A 21,318-nucleotide genomic window follows, 5' to 3' on the forward strand; every position below is an offset into this window, starting at 1 on the left:
TTATCGTATCATCGCTTCCCGGAATGCTGTTTGCCGTGATAGGCGGCGAACTCCGGGTCATCAAATGCGCGTTCCATATAGCTGCGGTCCTTCTGTATAGCCCGGCGTAAATGGATGCGCACCATGCCTTCGTTCTGCTGGCGAGCACCCACGATGGCCAGTGAGTAATGCGCCAGCGGATCATCCTGCTTTAGCTCCAGCGCTTTTTCATAATAGTCTCGTGCTCCTTCGTAGTTTTCTTTCAGCAGGTAACTCAGGCCCAGGTTCATGTTGGTTTGGTAATCGTCGCCAGAGTAGGTCAGGCTGCGGATGGCCTCGTCATAGAGGCCCATTTCCATTTCAAGGGCGGCTTTGTCGGTGAAGATACGGTGCAGAAGCTCCTGCTCACCACCCATTTTAATGGCATAGTCGTAGATCTGCAGGGCCTTCTCACGTTCGCCGCGCAGGTGATAGGCGCTGGCCAGCGCGTAGTTTACTTCGGCCGTTGGATTGCGGAATCCGGCAAAGTTCAGATTATGAATGGCTTTGTCGAGCAGTGCTTCTCTGGCCTTCGTACGGTACTCTTTGCGGGCCATCTCAGTATATACCACGCCCAGGTTGTAGTAGGCAGGCCACTTGTCGGTGGTTTTCACGGCAGCTTCGTAGAGTTTGCGGCGCTCAGCCAGCAGGGGAGTAAGGGTGGCAGCATACTGCAACTCGTCTGCCGTCAGCACATCAGCGCTGGCAGACTCGTCGGCGATACGGCGGGCCAGCAGGTATAGCTCGTAGTCAGATTTGCGGGCGCGGTTGTAGTCCACCTCTACACGGGCAAAGCGCATGGTCGGGTAGATGTACTTGCGTACGTAATCGAAAGCTGCACTCTGCTGCAGGGCATTTGCTTTCTGCTTTTCGGAGCCAGTACCTTGCAGTATCGTAGCTATCTCCTGCTTCTGGGCTTTCGGCAAAGCCGACTTATTTACGCGCTCCAACAAGGTTGCCCAGTCGGTTGGCTCTGTTTCCGTGCTGATCTCCACCTTCTTACCCGAGTAGTCGAGCAGACTGACCTTGCTGCGGTAGTAGTCGGCGAGCGCTTTGGCGCGTTTCTGTGCCAGGTCAGTGCCTTTTTCGTTAGGCGCCTGGCTTCCGATCACCTTGATGGTCTGCTGCTTCACCGTGTCCATCGCGTACTGATCCAGCAGGGGGAGGTTTTCACCCAGGTAGTTTTTGGTGGCGAATTGGTTTTCGTCGAAGTAGAACATGATGCTGGCAGGACCTTCGGCCATGGTCTTGTAGTTATCCGGCACATAGGTATAGTCGTTGCTGCGCACCATCAGCAGAGCCGTGGTGTTGAGGCCAGTTGCTACCTGCTCTTCCCGGGTATAGGCCACCCGGTCGCGCTTGCGCTTGTCGATAGCGGTACCCTGCACCAGTAACCGGCCTTTGTTCTTGTGCGGAGCGTAGGGGAAGCAAACTCCTGCGTGATGGTCGGGCGACGGTTTTCGTATAGATAATTGCCGATATCAAAGTTAAGTGCACCCAGGTGTTCCCGCTGCTGGCCGGCAGCTTCGTATACCACATCGATCTTATAGCGGTAGTCCTGGTTGTTCTTCAGCATCTTCTCAGGCAGGGTGGCCTTTAGCTCAAATACCACTTCTTCGCCGTTGGCGACAAGTGGATTTGGGGTGACTTCAATTTCCTGCTTTTGGGCTTGTTTTACCATGCGCTGCAGGGTGCAGCCTGTGTTGGCCGTGAGCATAACAACAGCCAGGGGCAGGAACAAAGCAGCGTTTTTTTTGTTGTGTTTCATATCCGAATCAGGTATACAACGTAAGATATAGGTAGCGACCTGCGTTATAGCGTTGCATTTATGGGGTTTGTCGATTTTTTTTTTGACAGTGACCTGTATAATTCCTACTTTTAAAATTAAATCAAACGAAAGTGAAAAGGCTACAATATTTTATCGAATCTCAGGCTTTTGGTGTCTGCGCCATGTTGGGTGAGAAGCTTGGCATAGCCTCTAGCAGCATCCGCCTGTCCTTTATCTACATTTCGTTTTTCACACTGGGCTCTCCGATCATCCTGTACTTTATCATGGCCTTCTGGATGAACGTAAGCAAGCACCTGCGCCGCGAGCGTAGCACCGTCTGGGATCTATAAGTCCCGCACCGTGCGTCGCTGGCGCACAAAGTACTGCCACACAATACTTCCTCTGTAAACGCCCGTCATAGCCGGAAAAGTACCTTTCAGCTGTTGTTCTTTTCTGCGCTGGCGCCAGTACTTGTTGTTGCGGAGTATCGCAACGTGTGCATCGAGTACCGCTTTGGCATCGGCTCGCTGCCCTGCCAGCAGCATACGCAGGGCCGCTACCCAGTCGAGCAGGATGCGGATAACAACAGTTGAAAACAGCTCCTTGGCTGGCAGGTTTTTGTACAGCAAGGCCATGCCATTGCGGAAGTTCAGGTAAGTTTTGCGCGGATTTGACTTGTGCAGCGTACCGCCTCCCACATGGTATACCTGGCTGTGCCCGTTGTACATCACCTTATACCCTACGTTCTTGGCGCGCCAGCAGAAATCTATCTCCTCCATATGCGCAAAAAAAAGCTGGCTCTAATCCCCCCCAGACCGTGGTATGCATTGGCTCGCACGAACATACAAGCGCCTGTCGCCCAGAATACCTCCGCCACATCATTGTACTGCCCTTTGTCTTCTTCCAGCGTTTCAAACAGGCGCCCACGGCAAAAAGGATAGCCCAGGGAATCCAGCATACCGCCGCCTGCGCCGGCGTACTCAAAAAAGTCAGGGTGTTGCTGCGAAACGATCTTAGGCTGGCAAACGGCGATGTTCTCGTCGGCTTCCATTAACTGGATGATCGGTTCTGTCCAGCCCGGCGGCACGTCCACGTCAGAGTTCAGCAGCACGTAGTACTTGGCATCGATCTGGCGCAGGGCAATGTTATACCCTTCGCAGAAGCCGTAGTTATCGTCGTTTTGGATGATGCGCACCTGCGGAAAGTGCTCCTGTAAGAAAGGAATAGAGCCATCGGTAGAGGCATTGTCGGCCACGATGACCTCACAGCCAGAACTGTTGGCCACTACCGAGGGCAAAAACTCCTGCAGATAGCGGAGTCCGTTCCAATTAAGTATGACAATAGCCGTGAGGCTGGGATTAGAGGCCAAAGTTTCCTAGATCTAAACCGGGAATATTAGGTAAAAGGCCTTCTGTGCTCTTCTTCATTTCTTCAGCCGCGCGTTCGCCCGCAGTCAGCATGGCGTTGTTCACGGCAGCCACCACCAGGTCGTTTACCATGTCGCGGTCGTTCGTGTTCAGGATGGAATCGTCAATCTCAATCTTGAGGAGCTTGCGTTGCCCATTCACAGTCGCTTTCACGAGGCCCGCACCCGACTCGGCGGTAACGGTAATGTGCTGCAGGTTGTCCTGCGCTTCTTTCATTTTGGCCTGGACTTCTTTCATCTTGCCCATCATGCCCATCATATCAAACATAGTCTATCTTCTTTTGGTGTACTGTACAGGTATAAACGTCCCCCGTAGCCGAGGGGTATACAAATATACAAGCATATCTTGAATTAAGGGAAAAATGGTGTCGGTGAGATGAGCCGGCGATGCTTCATAATCAATTGGGTCCAATTCTTTCGCCCCATTTTTTTGCACTAATGCTGTGAAATTTATCTATCCTGGAAGGTAGAACTTCCGTATTATAATTATACATATAATAAATTGTTTGCTTAGCTGGTAATTTTGTCAGCAATGGTACATCCGCTCCCTTTCCACAACTTTCATCCTTTTTTACGTCTTCTTAGACTGGAGCAACACTGCTTCTGTGTGATTATAACTATATATGGTACAATAAATTTACTCCATTCCTATGTCAGATTTTACACGCTTGCCCAATCGGGACTATGGATTCCTGTTAATTGTTTCTTTGTTTCTTTCACTTCTTGTGCAGCCTGTTTTGGCGCAGCAGGTTACAGAAGCCTGGGAGCGGCGCTATGGCAGCGATTTTCCCACTTTTCAGTCAGGTGCTTTTAGCGCGGTTGATGCAGCTGGCAACACCTATGTGGCGGGCAACAGCAGAATTAGCACCCTGGGTTCTCCTACCAATTACGATGCCTTTGTGGCAGCTAAATTTAGCCCCACTGGCGAAGTGCTCTGGCAGCACCATTTTCCACTGTTCCAATATCCCCATGCCTTGGTTGATGTCGCACTGGACGAAACAGGCTTTTACGTAGCCGCTTCCACGGTTGACATGGGTTCCAGAACGACGGTGTATGTGGTGAAATATAATGTGGCAGATGGCCAGGTGGTCTGGCAGCAGAGTGAGACGCCGTTTAGTAACATGACAGGTATAGAGCTATTGGCAGATAATAGGGGAGGACTGATTATGGTTGGCTCCGGCCATTTTAATATGCCCGGAGACTTTACGCAATTGTTTAAGTACAATGCCGCCAATGGGGAAAGGATATGGATACAATCTGTGTCAGGAACCGAGCCCCCTAACGTGTACCAGCATGTGGCAGGTATAGCCCTGGACAGTCAGGGAGACATCTACCTGACAGGCAGCACGGGTATTTTGGATAACGCCAGCCAGATGCTGACGACAAAGCGCAGCGGGGCCGATGGCTCTTTGGTTTGGCAAGTGCAGTACGATTCCAATCTGCAGAACCGTGCAATGCAAATTGCCGTGGACGAAACAGGGGGCGTCTATACCTGGGGGGTACTATATGCAACGGATCCTGATCAGCCCGAAGGAAGCTTACCTGATCAGGTATGATGCCGCCAATGGCAACCAGGTGTGGCAGGAGCCACTACAGAGTGCAGGTATACCCGGGCAGCTGGTGGCTGATGAAGCAGGAGGGCTCTACATGGTCAGCAACGTGCAGGGAGGCACTCAGCTGGCAAGGTATGGCGCTGCTGATGGCAGTTTACACTGGTCGAGTCTGCAACAGGGCTCTTTTGCTGCCCTTGACACAGACGAGGCGGGTCATGCTTACCTAGGTGTCACACTTTCAGATGCTGCCTTTGCGGTTGGCAGGTATAGCGCTACCAATGGGGAGCAGGTATGGGAATATGCTTCTCAGGAAGACAGCACCTATGTACTGGATGGGGTGAAAGTATCTGAAGCGGGTACTTTGCACCTGACCGGAACCTCTGGTGGTGTTGATTCACACCTTTTTGTGGCGAGCCTGCAGACAGCTACAGGTACGCTTGTTTTCAATACTACCTTCATCCACACTTTACCAGGTATAGACCAGCCAGCGAACATGGTGACGGATAATGATGGTAATGTGTATGTTACGGCCACCAGCGGGAACCCGGACGCTTCACGTCCGTATCAGCATGCTTTTTTGCTCAAGTACTCGCCTGACGGGGAGCTGCTCTGGAACAGGCAGTTCTATAACAGTGATGTCAGGCAGTCCAAACATCTGGCAGTAGACGCAGCGGGCGCTGTGTATATGATGCTAAGCGTGTACGGAAGCGATGCGCGTCCGCAAATCAGGCAACTTAAATTGAGTGGTGCTACGGGCGAGACGATCTGGGAACAAGAGCATGGTCCCACAGATGCCAACCTGGGCAGGGAAATACAACTCGACCAACTGGGGAATCTCTACATCATGGGCACGGTTAGTCCTCAGTTTGATCTTCCTCAAGAGGATTTCCTGATCAAAGTTGACACTGAAACAGGACAGGAACTCTGGACCAAGCGTTACGGACGGCAAGACTCAGACAGTGACCTGAATGAATTGGTTGCCTTCGCCCTGGACGAAACAGGTGATGTGTATGTGACTGGCACCGCACGTGCCCCCGCTGTAGTAAACAATCTGGCGCTGGCAAAGTATGCGGGCGGCGACGGCAGTGTGCTGTGGAACGAAATTTACAACAGCAGTAACCGACAGACTGAACACCAGGTGACGGGTATAGCCGTTGATACCACTTCAGGCGTATACCTGGCTGCCCTCGACATTCTGGACACTGGTGAGCATGTGGCCTACCTGCTTAAGTTTGAGGCAGCTAGTGGTGCATTCGTATGGCGGCAGCCTACCATTGACGAGGTAACAAATTCAGGCAGCTTGTCGAACCTGATCCTTGACAATGCTGGCGGAGCTACGTAACGAGTTTTAATAACAGGCTAATCAAGTTGAGCACAGAGGAACCCGGTGTTATATGGACAACTCCCTTCCAAGGGGCCATCTCGGCTGTTGAACTTGACGAGGCAGGAGGCATCTATGTAGCGTACAGTACTACGGATGGTGTGCAAATCGTGAAATACAAGACCTCAGATGGCTCCAGGGTATGGGATGTGTTCAAGGAAGGGCAGGCTAATCATATGCAACAACTTTTGGCTCTGGACAAAGACAGAAATGTATTTGTGGTGAATACAACCTACTCGCCTGATACAAACTTTGACCTCCTAACCGTAAAATACAGTCAAACCACAGAAGAGCCATCCTGCGCTATACCTGTAAATGTGCAGCTATACCTGGCGCCTTATGCCATACGGGCAGGCTGGGAGGCACGCACTACCGCTGACTTTTCGCCCTACATCCTCACCGAAGACACCGGTCTGCGCTGGACCTGGGGCGACGGCTCGGAGCCGACTATGTCCTATACCGCTTTTGGCACCTCACGCATCACGGGCAAGCATACCTATACCCAGGCGGGAATCTACCAGGTAGGACTTGACTTTTCTGAAAGCTGCCTGGAGGCGACCAACAGCGACTACAACCAGTGGCACGTCATTTATGACCCGGAAGCCGGCCATGTCCAGGGCTCTGGCAGCATCGTATTGGCCAATTTCGGGTTGGGTGGCAATAGCCAAAAGCTCGAAGCTGAATTCTCTTTCTCTGTCCGGTATCAGAACAAGCACGCCACCAGACCGCAAGGCACACTGCAGCTGACCGTGAACAAGCAGAAATTCTCCCAAAGCGGAGCGCTCGACTGGCTGGTGATCACCGGAGACCAGGCCATCTGGAAAGGGACAGCACAACTACAGGGCGTAGGCAGATTCGGCTATATCGTGTCGGTGCGCGACGCGGGTGGCAAAGGCAAAAACGATCCTAATGATCAGCTTCGCATCCGCGTCTGGGACCTTAGCCGTGGCAATGCCGTGGTGTTCGACAACTTTGAGTCTGGAGGTGATATTTACGACCTGTCATCCGAAACCGGACCCCGCATCGGTTGGGGCAACATCGTGATCAATGGCAGAAAAGACAACCGCGACCTGCATGCTGCTAATGGGGAAGGTATGCAGAGACTGGCATCAACCGAACTGCTAGCCTATCCGAATCCTGCCGATGCGCTCACAACAATTCGTTTTACCTCGGCTGTGGAAAGCGCTTATGAACTGCAGCTTTTTGATATGAAAGGGCGCTGATGCAGCAGGTAAGACAGGGCCAAGCAAAAGCGGGTGAAGTCACCGAAGTCCAGTTGGATGTCTCCTCTTTGAAAAAAGGCATGTACCTGGCTCGGATTACCAGTGCTGGCGGGGTGCAGACCGTGAAAATAGTGGTTGAGAGATAGTAAGTGGCGCCGTACTGGTTCTGGATTAGCGCAGCAGCGTGACAGTACCGGTACGGCGCTTTGCTTCCCCATTGTTGCTCACTATGTTGATTTCGTAGGCATAGGCTCCTGCTGGCTGTGGTTTGCCTGGTAGGTGCCGTCCCAGCCATTGTTGCGGTCGTCAGAAGCAAACACGACTTGTCCCATGCCGTTGTATACCTTGATGCTGAAGGACCTGATGAAGCGCCCTTTTACTTCGAGCACATCATTCAGTCCGTCACCGTTAGGCGTAAATGCATTGGGAATATGCACCTGCAAAGGCTGCTGGATGACCACCGTGTTGGAATAAGAGGTGGCATTGCCGTTACCGGAAGTCACCCGTACACGATAGCGCAGCTCCTGAAGCTCCTCACTCAGGTTGCGGTCTGTGTAGGTATTGCCCGTAACCGGTATACTGCTGACCACACGGCCGTCAGCGTCCAGTAGCTCCAGCGTATACTGCTCACGCCATCCGGAAAACCAACATAGCCAGTCCAGCCCAACGAGACAACCGGGGCGTTCTCCTGGGGTAGTGCGATCAGGTAAACCGGGCAGGTGGTGTTGCTGGGAGCCGAGTTGCGCTCACAGGGGTTGGTGTAGCTGGCGCGGTAGCAAGCCGGATTCAGCGGTTGCAGCGGGTCCGTATGCTCTGTCTGCTGGCTGGTGGCCAGGTCTGCAAAGGGCTCTCCCTCAATACTGCGTTGGAAGCGAATCTGCTGGGCTGTCTGGCCGCCTGGAATGGCAAGTGCCAGCTGTACCTGGTTGTTCAGATCGTAGGTGCTGTAGAGGTAGCCGGGCGGCGGAGTGGCTGTTGAGGTGGCCTGCACGCAGCGGGAAGCTGAAAACGAGCGGCTTTGCCCATTATTCAGGGTGCTGATTACCTGGTAGCCGTAGTTTTGCCCGCAGCTCAGATTGCGGTCGGTATAAGTGGTCGTGTTGCTGTTTAGATCCGCTAGCTGGTTGCCCTCGCGGTATACCTGGTAGCTCTGCACATCGCCGCCTATACCTGACCAGCTGAGGTTTGCCAGCTCATTGCCAGTCTGCACACCCAGCACCAGGCTGCTAACGGGAGCTGAAAAGAGTGGAAGCTGATTGCCGCAGTTATCGGCCGGGCGGATCCGGAACTGTAGAGGTTGTCGGGTGTCTATATTGCCTATTCTGAAGTCAACCCACCTGTTTTGAGTAGCTGGCGCACTTGTAAAGATTGGTTCAAAATTGCCGGCTGCTGTGGTGCGTCGCTCCAGCACATAGCGGTAGCCCGGTTGCAGATTCTCCAACGTGAACAGGATCTCACCGTCTGCAGCCTCACGCTGCACTTCCAGCTTTGCAATCAGGGGTGTGGGAGGAGCCGGCAAAAGCGTGACGGTGTTTGTACTGCTTGTCTCGCAGGAGCTGCCCGTGTACTTTCCACGCACCGTGATGGTATAAGTAGCAGCTGTGCCCTGGTAGGTATAGAGCGGTTGTTCTCCGGCTGCGACGCCTCGTGCTATGGTGTTGTCCCCATAATCAATGTCATACAAATTGTATCCGATGTCCGCAATGGTAACCTGAACCGATCTGCTGGCGCAGGGCTGCACCGTGAAACTGGGAGCCGGAGTGGCGACTACTTCAAATTCCTGGGGCTCAATAGTGGTGCTGTTGCCACCTCCGCGATTGATGATCTGTGTGATGATGTATTTGCCGGGCTCCGTATAGGTATACTGGAAGCGGCCATCAGCACCACGATTCACTAATTCACTCTGGTCAAAATTCTGAGGGTCAAAAGCATCAGGGCCCGGATCGTAGAAAGTCGTATACTGTACATTCTGGTCAGTGCTGCAATCCACAAAGAACACAGGTATACCTGCGCAAATCACCTTTACTTCCTGCTCATTCTGTATAGCCCGGAAACAGCCTTGCTGCCCCACAACAGGAATAGCAGCGAAAAGAAACAATATGAACAGTAGCAGTCTCAAGCGATAGGTATAGGGTGTGCTACGAATATAGTCAAGCAAGGGATAGGAGAAAAGCCTGAACCTAAAATTCAGGTATAGGAAGAGTCTTTGTTAAATGGGAAGTGTAAGGCAAGGCAGGCAATTAAAAAGAGAAATCCGCAACAGTACCGGGAACTGCTGCGGATTTCTCTTTTATGAACTATCCCTTAATTCTGGACAACAAGCAAGTGGCCGGTTCTAATAAAATCCACGCTTCTTTCCATATCAGGATGCATCACACGGTCAGTGCTCACAAAAGGGATCTGCTCGCGGAAATCAGCAAACAGCTGCTCCAGCAGTGGTGAGCTTCGAAGCGGACGTCTGAATTCCAGCGCCTGCGCAGCGTTCATCAGCTCTATGGCCAACACACGCTCCACATTCTGCACCACTTTATAGAGCTTCGTGGCCGCATTAGAACCCATGCTCACATGGTCTTCCTGCCCGTTGGAGGATGGGATCGTGTCAATGGAAGCAGGAGTGCAAAGTTGTTTGGTCTGGCTTACAATGGATGCCGCCGTATACTGCGTGATCATAAAGCCGGAGTTCAGCCCAGGCTCCGCTACCAGGAAATCAGGCAAACCGCGGCTGCCTGAGATTAGCTGGTACGTGCGCCGCTCGGATATACTGCCCAACTCCGCCAGTGCAATCGCCAGAAAGTCCAGCGCTAGGGCAAGCGGCTGCCCATGGAAGTTACCGCCCGAAATGATCTCGTCTTCGTCCGGGAAAATGTTCGGGTTGTCGGTCACGGAATTGATCTCAGTCAGGATCACCCCCTCAGCGTAGCGGATGGCGTCTTTGGAAGCGCCGTGTACCTGCGGAATGCAGCGGAAAGAGTAGGGGTCCTGCACATGTTGTTTGAACTGACTGATCAACTCACTTCCCTGCAGCAGCTGACGGAAATTTGCAGCCGTCTCAATCTGGCCCCTATGTGGACGCGCCTGGTGAATCAGGTGGTTAAACGGCTCAATGCGCCCGTCGAAAGCATCCAGTGACAGAGCTCCCACCACATCGGCTGTGCGGGACAGGCGGCGGCCCTGCAGCAAACAATGCACCCCATAGGCACTCATAAACTGGGTACCGTTGAGCAAAGCAAGTCCTTCTTTGGCCTGCAGTGCAATCGGTTCCCAGCTGAACATCTCCAGCACATGGCGGCTTTCGAGGCGGTAGCCTGGTAGTATACCTCCCCCAGGCCAATTAATGGTAGGCAGAGGTGCGCCAGCGGCGCCAGGTCACCACTGGCCCCCAGTGAACCCTGCTGGTACACGATCGGTAGATGTCGCGGTTATAAAAGTCGATCAGGCGCTTCACGGTCTGCAACTGCACCCCGCTGTTGCCATAGGCCAGCGACTGAATTTTGAGCAGGAGCATCAGTTTCACTACCTCAGCCGGCACCTCGTCGCCCATACCGCAGGCATGCGACATCATCAGGTTGCGCTGCAGCTGCTCTAGGTTATCATGCGAGATCTGCTTTTTATAAAGCGACCCGAAGCCGGTATTGATGCCGTAAATGCTCTTGTCGGAGCTGGCGATCTTGCGGTGCAGGTAATCGTAGCAGTGCAAAATGCGCTCTTCCGCCTCCTGCGACAGGGCCAGACTATACCTGTGGCTGATAATTTCCTCGATGCGCTCCAGACTCAGGTGCTGACTGGAGATATGGTGAACTTCACTCATGCTGTTTGTTTATAGTGATTCAGACTTTAACTGGGAGATGATGTCGTCGATGTACAACTCGTCCTGCTCGCCGGACTGCATGTCGCGCAGCTTCAGCTTGCCGGAGGCCATTTCCTCAGAACCTACCAGCAGCACAAATGGTATTTTCTTCTGGTCAGCATAGCTCATCTGCTTCTTCAGCTTGGCGCTTTCCGGGTATAGCTCCGAGGCTATACCTGCGTTGCGCAGCTTTTGTAGCAGGGGCAGGGCATAACGCTCCGATTCCTTGTCAAACTGCACAATGAGTACTTTGGTACCCACTTCACTGCTTGCCGGGAACAGCTGCAGCTCTTCCAGCACATCATAAATGCGGTCTACCCCAAAAGAGAAGCCGACACCCGAAACGCCTGGCATACCAAACATGCCTGTCAGGTTATCGTAACGGCCACCACCGCTGATGCTGCCCATATTGGCGTTGTTCACTTTCACTTCGAAGATACAGCCGGTGTAGTAGGAGAGGCCACGGGCCAGTGTCACATCCAGCTGTAGGCGTGGCTGACCGGATGGGTTTTGCGTTACAAGAGCATCACTTCCCAGGTCCTCCAGGTACTCCCATACCTCCTGAAGGTCTTTCAGGCCTCGCTGGCCTTCTTCAGTGCTGCCAAGTAGTGTTTGAAGTTGGTCTAATATTTCCTGGTTAGATCCTTTCAGTTCGTAAAGAGGCTCCAGTCTATCCACGGCACCCTCGGCTATACCTCGCTCCAGCAGTTCTTTGCGCACGCCTTCTGCTCTGATCTTATCGAGCTTGTCGATGGCCACGCAAATGTCACCTTCGCGGCCTTTCTCTCCAATGGCCTCCGCTATACCTGCCAGTATACCCCGGTGGTTGATCTTAATTGTGAAGTCCGTCATCCCTAGCGTGCTCAGCACCTCGTCGATCATCTGCACGATCTCCGCCTCGCATAGCAGAGAGTTAGTGCCTACCACGTCGGCATCGCACTGGTAAAACTCGCGGTAGCGGCCACGCTGGGGACGGTCGGCACGCCATACCGGCTGAATCTGGTAACGCTTGAATGGGAAGCTGATCTCGTTGCGGTTCATCACTACGAAGCGGGCAAACGGCACCGTCAGGTCGTAGCGAAGTGCTTTCTCGGAAATCTTGCGGGTCAGGTGCTTAGAGCCCTGCTCAATATCATTGGCTGTTGTTTTGGATAGGAAGTCACCCGAATTGAGAATTTTGAAAATCAGTTGGTCGCCTTCATCGCCGTACTTGCCAGTCAGCACCGACAGCTGCTCCATGGCGGGGGTTTCGAGCGGCAGATAGCCGAATTTCTCGAAGGTGCGCTTGATCACGCCAAATATATAATTGCGCTTGACCACCACAGCGGGGCCAAAGTCACGTGTTCCTTTCGGTATAGATGGTTTTTCCTTGCTCATGTTTTCAACTTTGCAGGCGAAGTTACTAAAACAGGAGCAAATGCACGGGCTGATTTTTAAAATGCGTTATCCTCACCCCGCAGCATGTTGTACACGGTATAGAAGACGATTTTGAGATCGAGGAAGAAAGACCAGTTTTCCAGGTAGAAGATATCGAGTTTCACGCGGCCGCGCATCTGGTGTATCTCACTTGTATCACCGCGGAAACCCCGCACCTGCGACAAGCCCGTTATACCTGGCTTGATAAAATGCCGCACCATAAATTTATCTACCAGTGTGGAGTAGTACATGGTATGGCTCAGCATGTGTGGTCTTGGACCTACAATCGACATCTGTCCCATCAGCACGTTAAAGAACTGCGGCAATTCATCCAGACTGGTTTTGCGAAGGATGGCCCCGATTGGCGTGATACGGGAATCGCCGCGCTGGGCCTGTTTGGAGTTGGCCTCATTGTTCACATACATGGTACGGAGCTTCCAGCACTTAAATTTCTGGTTGTCCAAGCCGGAGCGTTCCTGCTTAAAGAAGATAGGACCTTTGGAGTCGAGCCTGATAAGAATAGCCAGAATAGGAAGCAGCCAGGAAAGGATGAACAAAATGACAAGTGATGAGAACACGATGTCGAAAGTACGCTTCAGAAACTTATTGATCGAATCGTCAAGCGGAATCGAGCGGAAAATAAGCACGGGCAGCATGTCATAGAAATCTACCTGTAGCTTCTGATAGGGTAGCCCGCCCGGCTCAGGCAGGAACTTCAGCCGGATCAGGTTATTATCTACAAAATTGAGCAATCGTACGATTTGATGCTTCTGCAGCTCAAAGGGACTACAGTAGATCTCATCGACATCGTTTTGGGTCACGAATTCCTCTATTTCATCAATCTTACCGATCACACCAGACTCCTGCACATGCTTGTCATCAAAGAAGCCCAGAAAACGGTAGCCATGCTCCGGATGGTTTTTGAAGAAGCGACGCAGTTCTTTCCCTGGTGCCGTGTACCCGATAATGATTACTTTGCGGTAATTGTACCCCTTCTTTCTGTACACTCTCAGTGATGTGATGACGATAATACGCCAAAGGATCACCAGAATGGCCAATGCGAGATAATGGTGCAGCAAGAAGCTTCGGGAGAATTCTGAAGTATCCAGTATATTGAGGATTGCCTCTATCAGAATCAGATAGAGCAGCGTCACTTTCAGTACGTTCACCACTATCTGGAGGAGACGGGTAACCCGGTAAAATTTATAAATCCCGAGTAAACTTGTACACACAAACCAGGCTATCAGCCCATAAGCCAGAAAATTAGCATAAGGTTTTGTGAAAAAACCAGTTAATGTCCCCTCCGCCAACCAGTAGGCACCTGCGGCTGAAATGGATATAGCCACTGCATCGCCTAATGCATGAATAGGTTTGATATATCGGGAGTACAGGCCGGGCATGGACTTAGTAAGTCAATATCTTGAATAATAGAAGGCAAATATATTAAATATAGGTCAGGATGCAGAAAGTAATATGCCTTATATTAAGTTTTGTGATGATTCGGTAGGCAACGGGGTTGAGACTCTAGTCTTGCTAGCCAGGATTGAATAAAAGAGTGAAAAGAAGACAATTCCTTTGTTAGTCTGAAGAATAGATTCTGTAAGGGATGATAGAATGAAAAGGGACAGGAATAAGATAAGCAATGTGTTAACCTTTCTGTTTCTGAAGCCGCTGTAAAGGGGAAGGCAGACAAGCAGGAGTAGCACAGTAAAGCCTACCAGTCCCAATCCTGCTGCAGTTTCAATAAACTGGTTATGTACATTATAGTTATAATCAAACATCCAGCTCTGGATATTGTAATAACAGAGTTGTAGCAGCTCCTGAACATCGGCAGGGCCTGCTCCAATAAGCAGATTACTGTTTTCAAGCACATTCAACCCACATTTCCAGCTCACCGTCTTCATCTCAAATTGATTAAGCGTATCAATGAATCTTTCGCGGCTCTGCGGTATCATAAATATGGCTCCTAAAGAGAAAATAAGCAGAAAGCAAAATAGCAGTAAGGTCCTGATATTATATTTTCTGTTTATGATTCCACTAGTTACAAGAGAGGCGGCATAAATGAAAAGTAAACTGGCAAACGCCATTTTAGCACCTATGAAGGTGATGAAAAGCGAAAATGTAATAACTAAGCCAATTTTTATGAGATAAACTGCGCGGGTGTTGTTCTTGTTAAAACTATGCAAGACAAACAGAGTAGCAAAAACCAAATACATACCAAAGTAGGGGTAATGCAGCGGTAGGATCTCTTTTATGATTGGAGTGGCATCAGACTGATTAACCTTAAGATGCATATAACCGATTTTCAGGCTACTAAAGATTACGGTAATAAAACACGTAAGAACGAAGAACCAGAGCAGCTTTCTTATTCTGGCTTGACTAAACCCCGGAATGGATCCCAACACAAGTGGCATAACCAGTAAAGGAAGCTTCTTTTCGATCTCGAGTATACCTGCTCTCAGGTCATCGGTGTAAAGTAGCGCGGATAAGTGCAAAAAGTAAAACAGAATCAGGAGCAAGTAAAGCCCGTTCGATCTAAGAAGCTTTATTTTCTCTTGCCAATCACCGCTGATTAGCCAGTAAAAAGCTAGTAAAATAATGAAGATCCCGTTGGTTTGAAAGCCTAAGGGAAGTGTTCCAATAATCAGAAGAATGATAGAGAAGTAAATTGTCTCCTTCTTGAGATTCATAAGTTGCAAAAGCCCCATCAGTCATTAATTTAAATAATTGAGCTTTTAAGATCCTGCTTTGCCTAGCTGTTTTAACACAATCATCAAGAATTTGACATTTCCTAAAAGGTACCTCCGCCAGGTGCGTTTTGGCTCCTGGATAAAGCGGTATCCCCATTCAAGCCCGTATTTTTGCATACCTCCGGTGCTCTCTTCTTTTGGCCGGTATAAAACTCAAATGAAGCACCCAGGAAGAACATCAAGGGAGACTCAACGCCTTGCTGCTGAAGCTTCTCCCAAATACTCAGACCAATTAACTCCTGTTTTGGGTAACCAAGGCCAAGAAAAACAAATTTAGGCTGATTTTTAACGATATGATCAACAAGATAGTCAGAGATCATGTTGACTGTCTCGAGGTCATCCTGCTGAAAAATGGTGCCACATAGTATTCGGAGTTGGCGTACTCTTTTCTCAAAGCAGAAGCTACTTTTTCACTGCTAAGCACGAACAGTGTCTTTTCTGATCTGTTTTTGATTGACTTCCAGAGTTGGGGAAACAGATCGCTTCCTGCCAGCCTTGCTTTTAATCTTTCAGAGTTCATGAAAGCCGATGACCACACGATAGGCTGACCATCAGGGAGAATAAATAAGGCTTGCTTTAATCTAAGCTTCAGATCAGCGTAACGCCTGTCATCAAACTGTACAATCTGGTAGGCATTGGGTGTGACAACGAATGGAGACTTCGCACCACTGACATAATCAGGATGCTCTCTGTATCTCAATATAGGTTCTACAATAGCCTCTATATTATCTGCTGAAATGAAGTCGAAATCAAATAGGCTGATTTTTTTGAAGCTCTCCGTGTAGGCTCTTGTTCATAAACTAACCCCTATACAATACTCTTTTTGATGATACCATGCACAATACCTTTGAAACCATACTTAATATTCTGGACTGCACGGATATTTTTGATAATGGTGATAAAGCTAAGGCTTAGTAAAGCGGGAAGTAGTAACAACACATAGTTACGCTGCACAAAGAGCATAGAAGCACGGTTGTAGAAATAGTAAAAGAAGTGTTTGCGGTTGCTCGTGCTAACGCTGCCTTTGTGGTAAATGATACTTTTCAGAGACAGCATGTTCTGTATACCTTGTTTTCTACCCCTGATTTGCCAGTCCGACTCCTCAAAATACATAAAGAAATCAGGCTCCATCATCCCAATCTGCTCTATGGCAGACATCTTGACCAGTAAGCTTGCTCCGCTTTGGTAATCTATTTTGGCTGGTTCTACCTGATTTAGCGTCTCTACAGGTTTATTTTTAAAGTAAAGTTTGGTTACTCCCAATGCCGGGTGAAGAACCGCCCCACAGCACTGTACAAGTGACCTGTCGTAATAATCTACCAGAACCGATCCCACAAAACCAGCGCTCGGATTGGCGCGGGCGTCATCAATCAGGTATTCCAGTGCATTTTTCTCGATTGCGGTGTCATTATTAAGCAACCATACATACTCGATGCCAGCCAGTTTTTGAGCAAGCAGGATACCAAGGTTGTTGGCACCTGCAAATCCCAGATTCTTTCTACTCTTGATAATGAAGAAGTTTTGCTCGTGTGCTTGTAAATCACGCGTATTTATCTCTTCAATGCCAGTACAGTTTAATGTTACCGGCATTCCATATGTCGCCGTAATGAATTCTGTGATCTCCGCCAGAGAGTTGTCTGCAGAGTCATTGTCAATGATTACCGTTTTCTGTGTTTTGTGATAGTTATGTTCTGCCAGGCTTGTGAGGCACTCAATGGTATCAGCAGCATTATTCCAGTTGATGATCAGGATTGCTGTATTCTGGCTGTAATGGGCATTGTGGGTTCTTAATAATAATCCGAAATAGGTAAAAAAGGCACAGTTGAAAACAGTAGAAAGACCTATTGGAATCATGAGGCTGGCTACTATAAAACCGATGTAAATTGGCAGCAAGTACTTTTTGGAGTAATTAAATAATACTACAAATATAAAAAGATAGAAAAGCAGGAACAATACACCGTGCTCAATAAGTGTCATAAAGAAGAAACCCTCTGAATATAAGGCCTTATCATTATGGGATATACCAGCCCAACCGGAATAGCCCAGGCCGTATCCCCATGGTCTGCTTGCCAGTGCCTTCAGGCTATCCACTAAGTTTTCAATATGGATAGATGCCGAACCATCTTTGATCAGAATGTAATAGATTTTCTGGTAATAGATGGTGCCTAAGATTGCAGCCAGGAAAGATAAAACGATAATAAAGACAAATCTCCGGTTGAAATCCAGTGAGATCCAGAAATAAAAGATGCTGCCGGCTATTAAGCCAAGTATAGCGGATCTGGTGATAGTGGATATAGCTAGAACTATACAAGCAAGCAGGTGCCATTTATATTCTTTCTCTTGTATGTAGATGCTCAGGAAATGCAGGGACAGGAACATGAAGATATACCCAGAATCAAGGGGAGATAGCAGCAAGGTGGAATTTCTTAAAGCCGTGCCGCCAAATGAGTAGAAATGCTCATAGCCTTGTCCTTCAGGAGACTTTAAAATTGCCTGTTCAATGAAAAAATCGGGGGAAGTAAAAAATATCAGGCTCCCCGCCACCATGAAATAGAATATGAACTGAATGACGCTGTTGTAGTCTGATTTCCGGATGAAAAAATAGCCAAACAGAAAGAAAAGGATGGGTTTGAAGTAATAGCCAAACTGACTAAGGATGGCCTGAAAAGCAAGCTCATTCAGCACGCCGTTTAGACCTGAGAGTATCAGAAAGACAGTATAGACCAGGATAGCGTATATGACAGCTTTTTTTATCCTGGAAATGAAAAAAGCAACTACAATAGATAGCAGAACGGCGGCATAAAGGTATTTGTTTATGTTAATGCCGCTCAGCACAAATATTGCTGGAGATAGAAAAAATAAAGCAAAAAGTATTCTCACGCTTTAGTTCACACCAATAATGTTGTTAAGTTCTTCCGCACGTTTTTTCCACGTGTTATTTTGTGCAAAAGCGACATTTTCCTGTTCAGTTCTCTTGGCGGAACAACCGCTCTCCAATATGTTGCCTAGCTGGGAAATGTATTCTTGATCACCATTGTAGAGGTGGATGAATTCAGAGAACTTCTCCGTTTCAGGGTATCTGACTGCCAGCACAGGTTTAGACATAAAGATATATTCATAGAGCTTGACTGGGTTGACAGACAGGATTAGCTCATTTAGTTTGAAAGGCATGATAAGAACATCAGCCTGCTGCAAAACGCTAAACACCTGGTCATGTGGTACGGGGCCCGTATACCTGATTCTGTCATGCTGGGGAACAGGTACTTCCTTTGGCCCGACAAGCACATATTCAATATTCGGGTATACCTCCAGGCTTTTAAGCAGCAATTCGAAATCAAACCACTCAGAGATTGTCCCGACGTAGGTGATCGTTTTAGTTTTTTTCCCGGAGCTCAGAATTTTCGGCTGTGTGCTTATAGAGCTTGACTGAGCCTCCCGGATATTGATCGCATTATTTACGACCCTTGGAGTGGTGCTGAGGCCGTACCGTGTCTGCATTTTCAAAGCCAGGTTTTCGGCGGAGCAAATAATATAGTTGGAGCGACCCACAAGTTTGCCTTCTGCCTGCTTCATCTGCAGCATAAGGCTTTTGTTCTCTTTCACTCCCGGAAATTCCAGCGCATCGTCCATACAGTCGTAGACAACGGTACAGGAATCAGGAATTGAATCAGCGATGGGAGTGTACATTTCCGGGTGGCCTACCCAGATGATGTCATACTGCTTAAGGCGTTTTCGTAATTGGAACTTGATCAGTAACCGGTTCAGGAGACCAATCATGCGAAAGCTATTTCCTTTCGGCAGAACGAACAACTCTTCAATATCCAGTGCACCTACCACAGCGTTATTATTCATATTGCTCTGCCGGTAGCTTTTCTTGTAAAAAACCTGAATATTAAATTTATCAGAAAGATGCTCAGCCAGGAAGTGCGGGCGTTGTTTTGCCCAGCCCCATGGCACGTGCATCAGATAAAGTATTGATTTCATATCGCTAAAGCAGCTCAGCTATTTTCTTACTTGTCTGGCCATCACCGTAAGGATTAACAGCCTGCGCCATCGAACTGTAATAGTGGTTATCGGTCATCAATCGTGTGGTTTCCCGTACGATTGTGTCCAGGTCGGTGCCAACCAGTTTAGCGGTACCTGCATCTATTCCCTCGGTGCGTTCCGTCACATCTCTCATGACCAGTACTGGTTTCCCCAATGAAGGCGCTTCTTCCTGAATTCCCCCGGAATCAGTCAACACAAGGTGGCTGTTGTTCATTAACCAAATGAGGTATGGGTAATCTAAAGGCTCAATAAGGTGTACGTTTCTGATGCCTTTCAAAATGGATCCAACAGTAGCCTGCACACTTGGGTTCATGTGTACAGGATAGACTATTTCCACTTCGTCGCCAAACGCCGCAGCAATCTCCTTGATTGCGTTACAGATATTTTCAAACGGAATGCCAAAGCTTTCTCTTCTGTGCCCTGTTACCAGTATTACCTTTTTTGAAAAGTCTATGCCCTTGAAGTATTCTTTGTAAGGCTCTTCGTTTTCTTTAATGATGTCAAGGCCTAAAAACAGCGCATCAATGACAGTATTTCCTACAATATGAACATCTTTTGTTATACCCTCGGCAGCCAGGTTCTGCTTTGCCAGTATGGTAGGGGCCAAGTGCAGAGAAGCCAAATGACCAATCATAATCCTATTGCCCTCTTCAGGAAAAGGGGACAGCTTATTGCCACTTCGCAGACCAGCTTCAAGGTGTGCAACTGGTACTTTCTTATAAAAACCTGCCAGGCCACCTATAAAAGCGGTAGTGGTATCGCCCTGCACGAAGACCAGATCCGGCTGCACCTCTTCAAATACCTGTTCCAGGGCCTTCAGTCCCTTTGATGTGATATCAAACAAGGTTTGATTCGGTTGCATCAGGTTCAGATCGTAATCAGGGGTTATCGAGAAGAAGTTCATGACCTGATCAAGCATCTGGCGATGTTGCGCCGTCAAACAAATCGTGCATTTAAACTTATCAGGGTTATTGTTAAATTCTTTGATAAGAGGGGCCATCTTAATTGCCTCCGGTCTTGTACCGAAGACGAATAGAACTTTCTTCATGAATAAAATTTTAGCTTAAGCCGTTTCAGTAGTAATAGTTTATTTAGATCCTTTCACTATGAAGTGATGCTTTTTTGAGGTAATTGAACACAAATATAACAACCCATACCATATGGAATGCATAAGCGATCAAATAAGAGATCGCCAGCCCCTCGGCTCCATAATTATTTATCAGAAGAAACCAGGCCGCTATTACCAGTACAACCGCCCAGCCAAGATTGACATAAAAACCTGTCCAGAACTTGCCTGCAGCATTTATGAGATTTCCCATTGGGAGCAGAACAGCCGAAATGGTTGTGTAAAGACCTGTCACAATCACTAGTTGAATAGAAATATTGAAGTCATCCCCGTAAAAGTCCAGGAGGAAAGGGTATAGCAGAAGAATTATGACGGTAAAGCCAACAGATACCACCGCTGAAGCCACAATCGACAGTTTTAAAACTCTTTTTATCTTAGCAATATCTCCGTTTACAATTGAACTGGTGAAAATAGGTATGAGCACCTGGCCTATCGTCATGGGAAAGAAAATGATAATGCTCCTCCACTGAAATGTCGTATTGAATAAGCCTAATTCGTACAAACCATCAGGTTGCTCTACCAGAATTCTGTTTGTAAACCAGGTAATGGGGTAAACAAATATGCTGCTTAACAGGAATGGGACAGCCTTCCCAAGGAGTGACTTAAAGACATCAACTCTCGATTCAGGCATTTGTCCGGAAAAGACGCGGCCTTTGAATATTTCGCTAAGTAGCCATTGGTTAAAGAGCGAACAAAGGAGCATGTGCAGAGAAAAGCCAATGAGTATACCATTCTCCTTAAAGAAAAAGAATGATAAAAAGAT

The 21,318-nt window shown here is 48.7% G+C and carries 21 protein-coding genes and 1 pseudogene; 5 read left to right on the forward strand and 17 right to left on the reverse strand.

The window, feature by feature from the left end:
- Positions 1-8 precede the first annotated feature (8 nt).
- Both O71_RS07460 and O71_RS07465 read right to left on the reverse strand, forming a co-directional pair.
- Positions 9-1,406 (reverse strand): tetratricopeptide repeat protein, encoded by a 1,398-nt coding sequence (locus tag O71_RS07460; RefSeq protein WP_155800681.1) that lies wholly within the window; start codon positions 1,404-1,406, stop codon positions 9-11.
- Complete coding sequence (locus O71_RS07465; RefSeq protein ID WP_040573939.1) at positions 1,340-1,786, reverse strand: hypothetical protein; 447 nt, start codon at positions 1,784-1,786, stop codon at positions 1,340-1,342. Before O71_RS07465 ends, O71_RS07460 begins: the two co-directional genes overlap by 67 nt.
- 131 nt (positions 1,787-1,917) lie before the next feature.
- Here O71_RS07465 and O71_RS07470 point away from each other — a divergent pair, with 131 nt between their 5' ends.
- The gene (locus tag O71_RS07470; protein WP_007654962.1) at positions 1,918-2,136 is read left to right on the forward strand and encodes a PspC domain-containing protein; all 219 of its coding nucleotides are present in this window, start codon (positions 1,918-1,920) and stop codon (positions 2,134-2,136) included.
- Here O71_RS07470 and O71_RS27125 read toward each other — a convergent pair.
- The 3 genes from O71_RS27125 to O71_RS07480 are packed head-to-tail and all read right to left on the reverse strand — an operon-like array spanning position 2,131 to position 3,480.
- Positions 2,131-2,565, reverse strand: coding sequence for a glycosyltransferase family 2 protein (locus tag O71_RS27125; RefSeq protein WP_007654968.1), 435 nt, complete (start codon positions 2,563-2,565; stop codon positions 2,131-2,133). The two genes, O71_RS07470 and O71_RS27125, sit on opposite strands and share 6 nt — an antisense overlap.
- Positions 2,553-3,155 (reverse strand): glycosyltransferase, encoded by a 603-nt coding sequence (locus O71_RS27130; RefSeq protein WP_007654969.1) that lies wholly within the window; start codon positions 3,153-3,155, stop codon positions 2,553-2,555. The genes O71_RS27125 and O71_RS27130 overlap by 13 nt, the downstream gene beginning before the upstream one ends.
- Positions 3,145-3,480, reverse strand: coding sequence for a YbaB/EbfC family nucleoid-associated protein (locus O71_RS07480; RefSeq protein ID WP_007654970.1), 336 nt, complete (start codon positions 3,478-3,480; stop codon positions 3,145-3,147). Before O71_RS07480 ends, O71_RS27130 begins: the two co-directional genes overlap by 11 nt.
- Positions 3,481-3,862: 382 nt before the next feature.
- Between O71_RS07480 and O71_RS07485 the strand changes: the two genes are divergently transcribed.
- From O71_RS07485 to O71_RS27135, 4 genes are read left to right on the forward strand one after another with little or no spacing between them, the layout of a single operon-like run.
- Positions 3,863-4,768, forward strand: coding sequence for a PQQ-binding-like beta-propeller repeat protein (locus O71_RS07485; protein WP_040573941.1), 906 nt, complete (start codon positions 3,863-3,865; stop codon positions 4,766-4,768).
- Positions 4,719-6,107, forward strand: a complete 1,389-nt coding sequence (locus O71_RS07490; protein ID WP_192811648.1) for a PQQ-binding-like beta-propeller repeat protein — start codon at positions 4,719-4,721, stop codon at positions 6,105-6,107. Before O71_RS07485 ends, O71_RS07490 begins: the two co-directional genes overlap by 50 nt.
- Positions 6,108-6,133: 26 nt before the next feature.
- On the forward strand, positions 6,134-7,369 hold the full coding sequence (locus O71_RS07495) for a hypothetical protein (protein ID WP_007654975.1): 1,236 nt from the start codon (positions 6,134-6,136) through the stop codon (positions 7,367-7,369).
- On the forward strand, positions 7,369-7,515 hold the full coding sequence (locus tag O71_RS27135; RefSeq protein ID WP_007654977.1) for a T9SS type A sorting domain-containing protein: 147 nt from the start codon (positions 7,369-7,371) through the stop codon (positions 7,513-7,515). Before O71_RS07495 ends, O71_RS27135 begins: the two co-directional genes overlap by 1 nt.
- An 81-nt stretch (positions 7,516-7,596) precedes the next feature.
- Here the strand turns inward: O71_RS27135 and O71_RS07500 are convergent, their stop codons facing one another.
- The 12 genes and pseudogenes from O71_RS07500 to O71_RS23775 all read right to left on the reverse strand — a co-directional run.
- Positions 7,597-7,959 carry a T9SS C-terminal target domain-containing protein gene (locus tag O71_RS07500; protein WP_040573943.1) on the reverse strand — a complete coding sequence of 121 codons (363 nt, stop codon included), beginning with the start codon at positions 7,957-7,959 and terminating at the stop codon, positions 7,597-7,599.
- Positions 7,908-9,488, reverse strand: a complete 1,581-nt coding sequence (locus tag O71_RS24250) for a hypothetical protein (RefSeq protein ID WP_040573944.1) — start codon at positions 9,486-9,488, stop codon at positions 7,908-7,910. Before O71_RS24250 ends, O71_RS07500 begins: the two co-directional genes overlap by 52 nt.
- 185 nt (positions 9,489-9,673) lie before the next feature.
- Positions 9,674-11,177 (reverse strand): annotated as a pseudogene (hutH, locus tag O71_RS27140) (histidine ammonia-lyase).
- A 9-nt stretch (positions 11,178-11,186) separates the two neighbouring features.
- Complete coding sequence (gene hisS / locus O71_RS07515; RefSeq protein ID WP_007654983.1) at positions 11,187-12,593, reverse strand: histidine--tRNA ligase; 1,407 nt, start codon at positions 12,591-12,593, stop codon at positions 11,187-11,189.
- Positions 12,594-12,649: 56 nt separating this feature from the next.
- Positions 12,650-14,032, reverse strand: coding sequence for an undecaprenyl-phosphate glucose phosphotransferase (locus O71_RS07520; RefSeq protein ID WP_007654985.1), 1,383 nt, complete (start codon positions 14,030-14,032; stop codon positions 12,650-12,652).
- Positions 14,033-14,110: 78 nt separating this feature from the next.
- Entirely contained in the window at positions 14,111-15,322 is a 1,212-nt protein-coding gene (locus O71_RS07525) for an O-antigen ligase family protein (RefSeq protein WP_155800683.1), read from the reverse strand.
- 101 nt (positions 15,323-15,423) lie between these two features.
- The gene (locus tag O71_RS26395) at positions 15,424-15,702 is read right to left on the reverse strand and encodes a WecB/TagA/CpsF family glycosyltransferase (protein ID WP_007654989.1); all 279 of its coding nucleotides are present in this window, start codon (positions 15,700-15,702) and stop codon (positions 15,424-15,426) included.
- A complete protein-coding gene (locus O71_RS26400) occupies positions 15,699-16,082 on the reverse strand; it encodes a WecB/TagA/CpsF family glycosyltransferase (protein ID WP_007654991.1) in 384 nt (127 codons plus the stop codon). Before O71_RS26400 ends, O71_RS26395 begins: the two co-directional genes overlap by 4 nt.
- Positions 16,083-16,189: 107 nt before the next feature.
- A complete protein-coding gene (locus tag O71_RS07540; protein ID WP_155800685.1) occupies positions 16,190-17,929 on the reverse strand; it encodes a glycosyltransferase family 2 protein in 1,740 nt (579 codons plus the stop codon).
- 336 nt (positions 17,930-18,265) lie between these two features.
- Positions 18,266-19,366, reverse strand: a complete 1,101-nt coding sequence (locus O71_RS07545; protein ID WP_007654995.1) for a glycosyltransferase — start codon at positions 19,364-19,366, stop codon at positions 18,266-18,268.
- Between the two features lie 4 nt (positions 19,367-19,370).
- A complete protein-coding gene (wecB, locus tag O71_RS07550) occupies positions 19,371-20,477 on the reverse strand; it encodes a non-hydrolyzing UDP-N-acetylglucosamine 2-epimerase (protein ID WP_040573947.1) in 1,107 nt (368 codons plus the stop codon).
- Between the two features lie 43 nt (positions 20,478-20,520).
- On the reverse strand, positions 20,521-21,318 hold a 798-nt coding region (locus O71_RS23775; protein WP_007655000.1), incomplete at its 5' end, for a hypothetical protein.

The organism is Pontibacter sp. BAB1700 (genome assembly GCF_000277005.1).
GTDB lineage: Bacteria > Bacteroidota > Bacteroidia > Cytophagales > Hymenobacteraceae > Pontibacter > Pontibacter lucknowensis.

Excerpts from the sequence above, each read along its gene's own strand:
- hisS (WP_007654983.1), bottom strand. The coding sequence starts at position 12,593 with ATGAGCAAGGAAAAACCATCTATACCGAAAGGAACACGTGACTTTGGC.
- O71_RS07485 (WP_040573941.1), top strand. The coding sequence starts at position 3,863 with ATGTCAGATTTTACACGCTTGCCCAATCGGGACTATGGATTCCTGTTA.
- O71_RS07540 (WP_155800685.1), bottom strand. The coding sequence starts at position 17,929 with ATGGTGGCGGGGAGCCTGATATTTTTTACTTCCCCCGATTTTTTCATT.
- O71_RS07480 (WP_007654970.1), bottom strand. The coding sequence starts at position 3,480 with ATGTTTGATATGATGGGCATGATGGGCAAGATGAAAGAAGTCCAGGCC.
- O71_RS07465 (WP_040573939.1), bottom strand. The coding sequence starts at position 1,786 with ATGAAACACAACAAAAAAAACGCTGCTTTGTTCCTGCCCCTGGCTGTT.
- O71_RS07490 (WP_192811648.1), top strand. The coding sequence starts at position 4,719 with ATGCAACGGATCCTGATCAGCCCGAAGGAAGCTTACCTGATCAGGTAT.
- O71_RS27135 (WP_007654977.1), top strand. The coding sequence starts at position 7,369 with ATGCAGCAGGTAAGACAGGGCCAAGCAAAAGCGGGTGAAGTCACCGAA.
- O71_RS07545 (WP_007654995.1), bottom strand. The coding sequence starts at position 19,366 with ATGAAATCAATACTTTATCTGATGCACGTGCCATGGGGCTGGGCAAAA.
- O71_RS07520 (WP_007654985.1), bottom strand. The coding sequence starts at position 14,032 with ATGCCCGGCCTGTACTCCCGATATATCAAACCTATTCATGCATTAGGC.
- wecB (WP_040573947.1), bottom strand. The coding sequence starts at position 20,477 with ATGAAGAAAGTTCTATTCGTCTTCGGTACAAGACCGGAGGCAATTAAG.
- O71_RS07525 (WP_155800683.1), bottom strand. The coding sequence starts at position 15,322 with ATGAATCTCAAGAAGGAGACAATTTACTTCTCTATCATTCTTCTGATT.
- O71_RS26395 (WP_007654989.1), bottom strand. The coding sequence starts at position 15,702 with ATGATCTCTGACTATCTTGTTGATCATATCGTTAAAAATCAGCCTAAA.
- O71_RS27125 (WP_007654968.1), bottom strand. The coding sequence starts at position 2,565 with ATGGAGGAGATAGATTTCTGCTGGCGCGCCAAGAACGTAGGGTATAAG.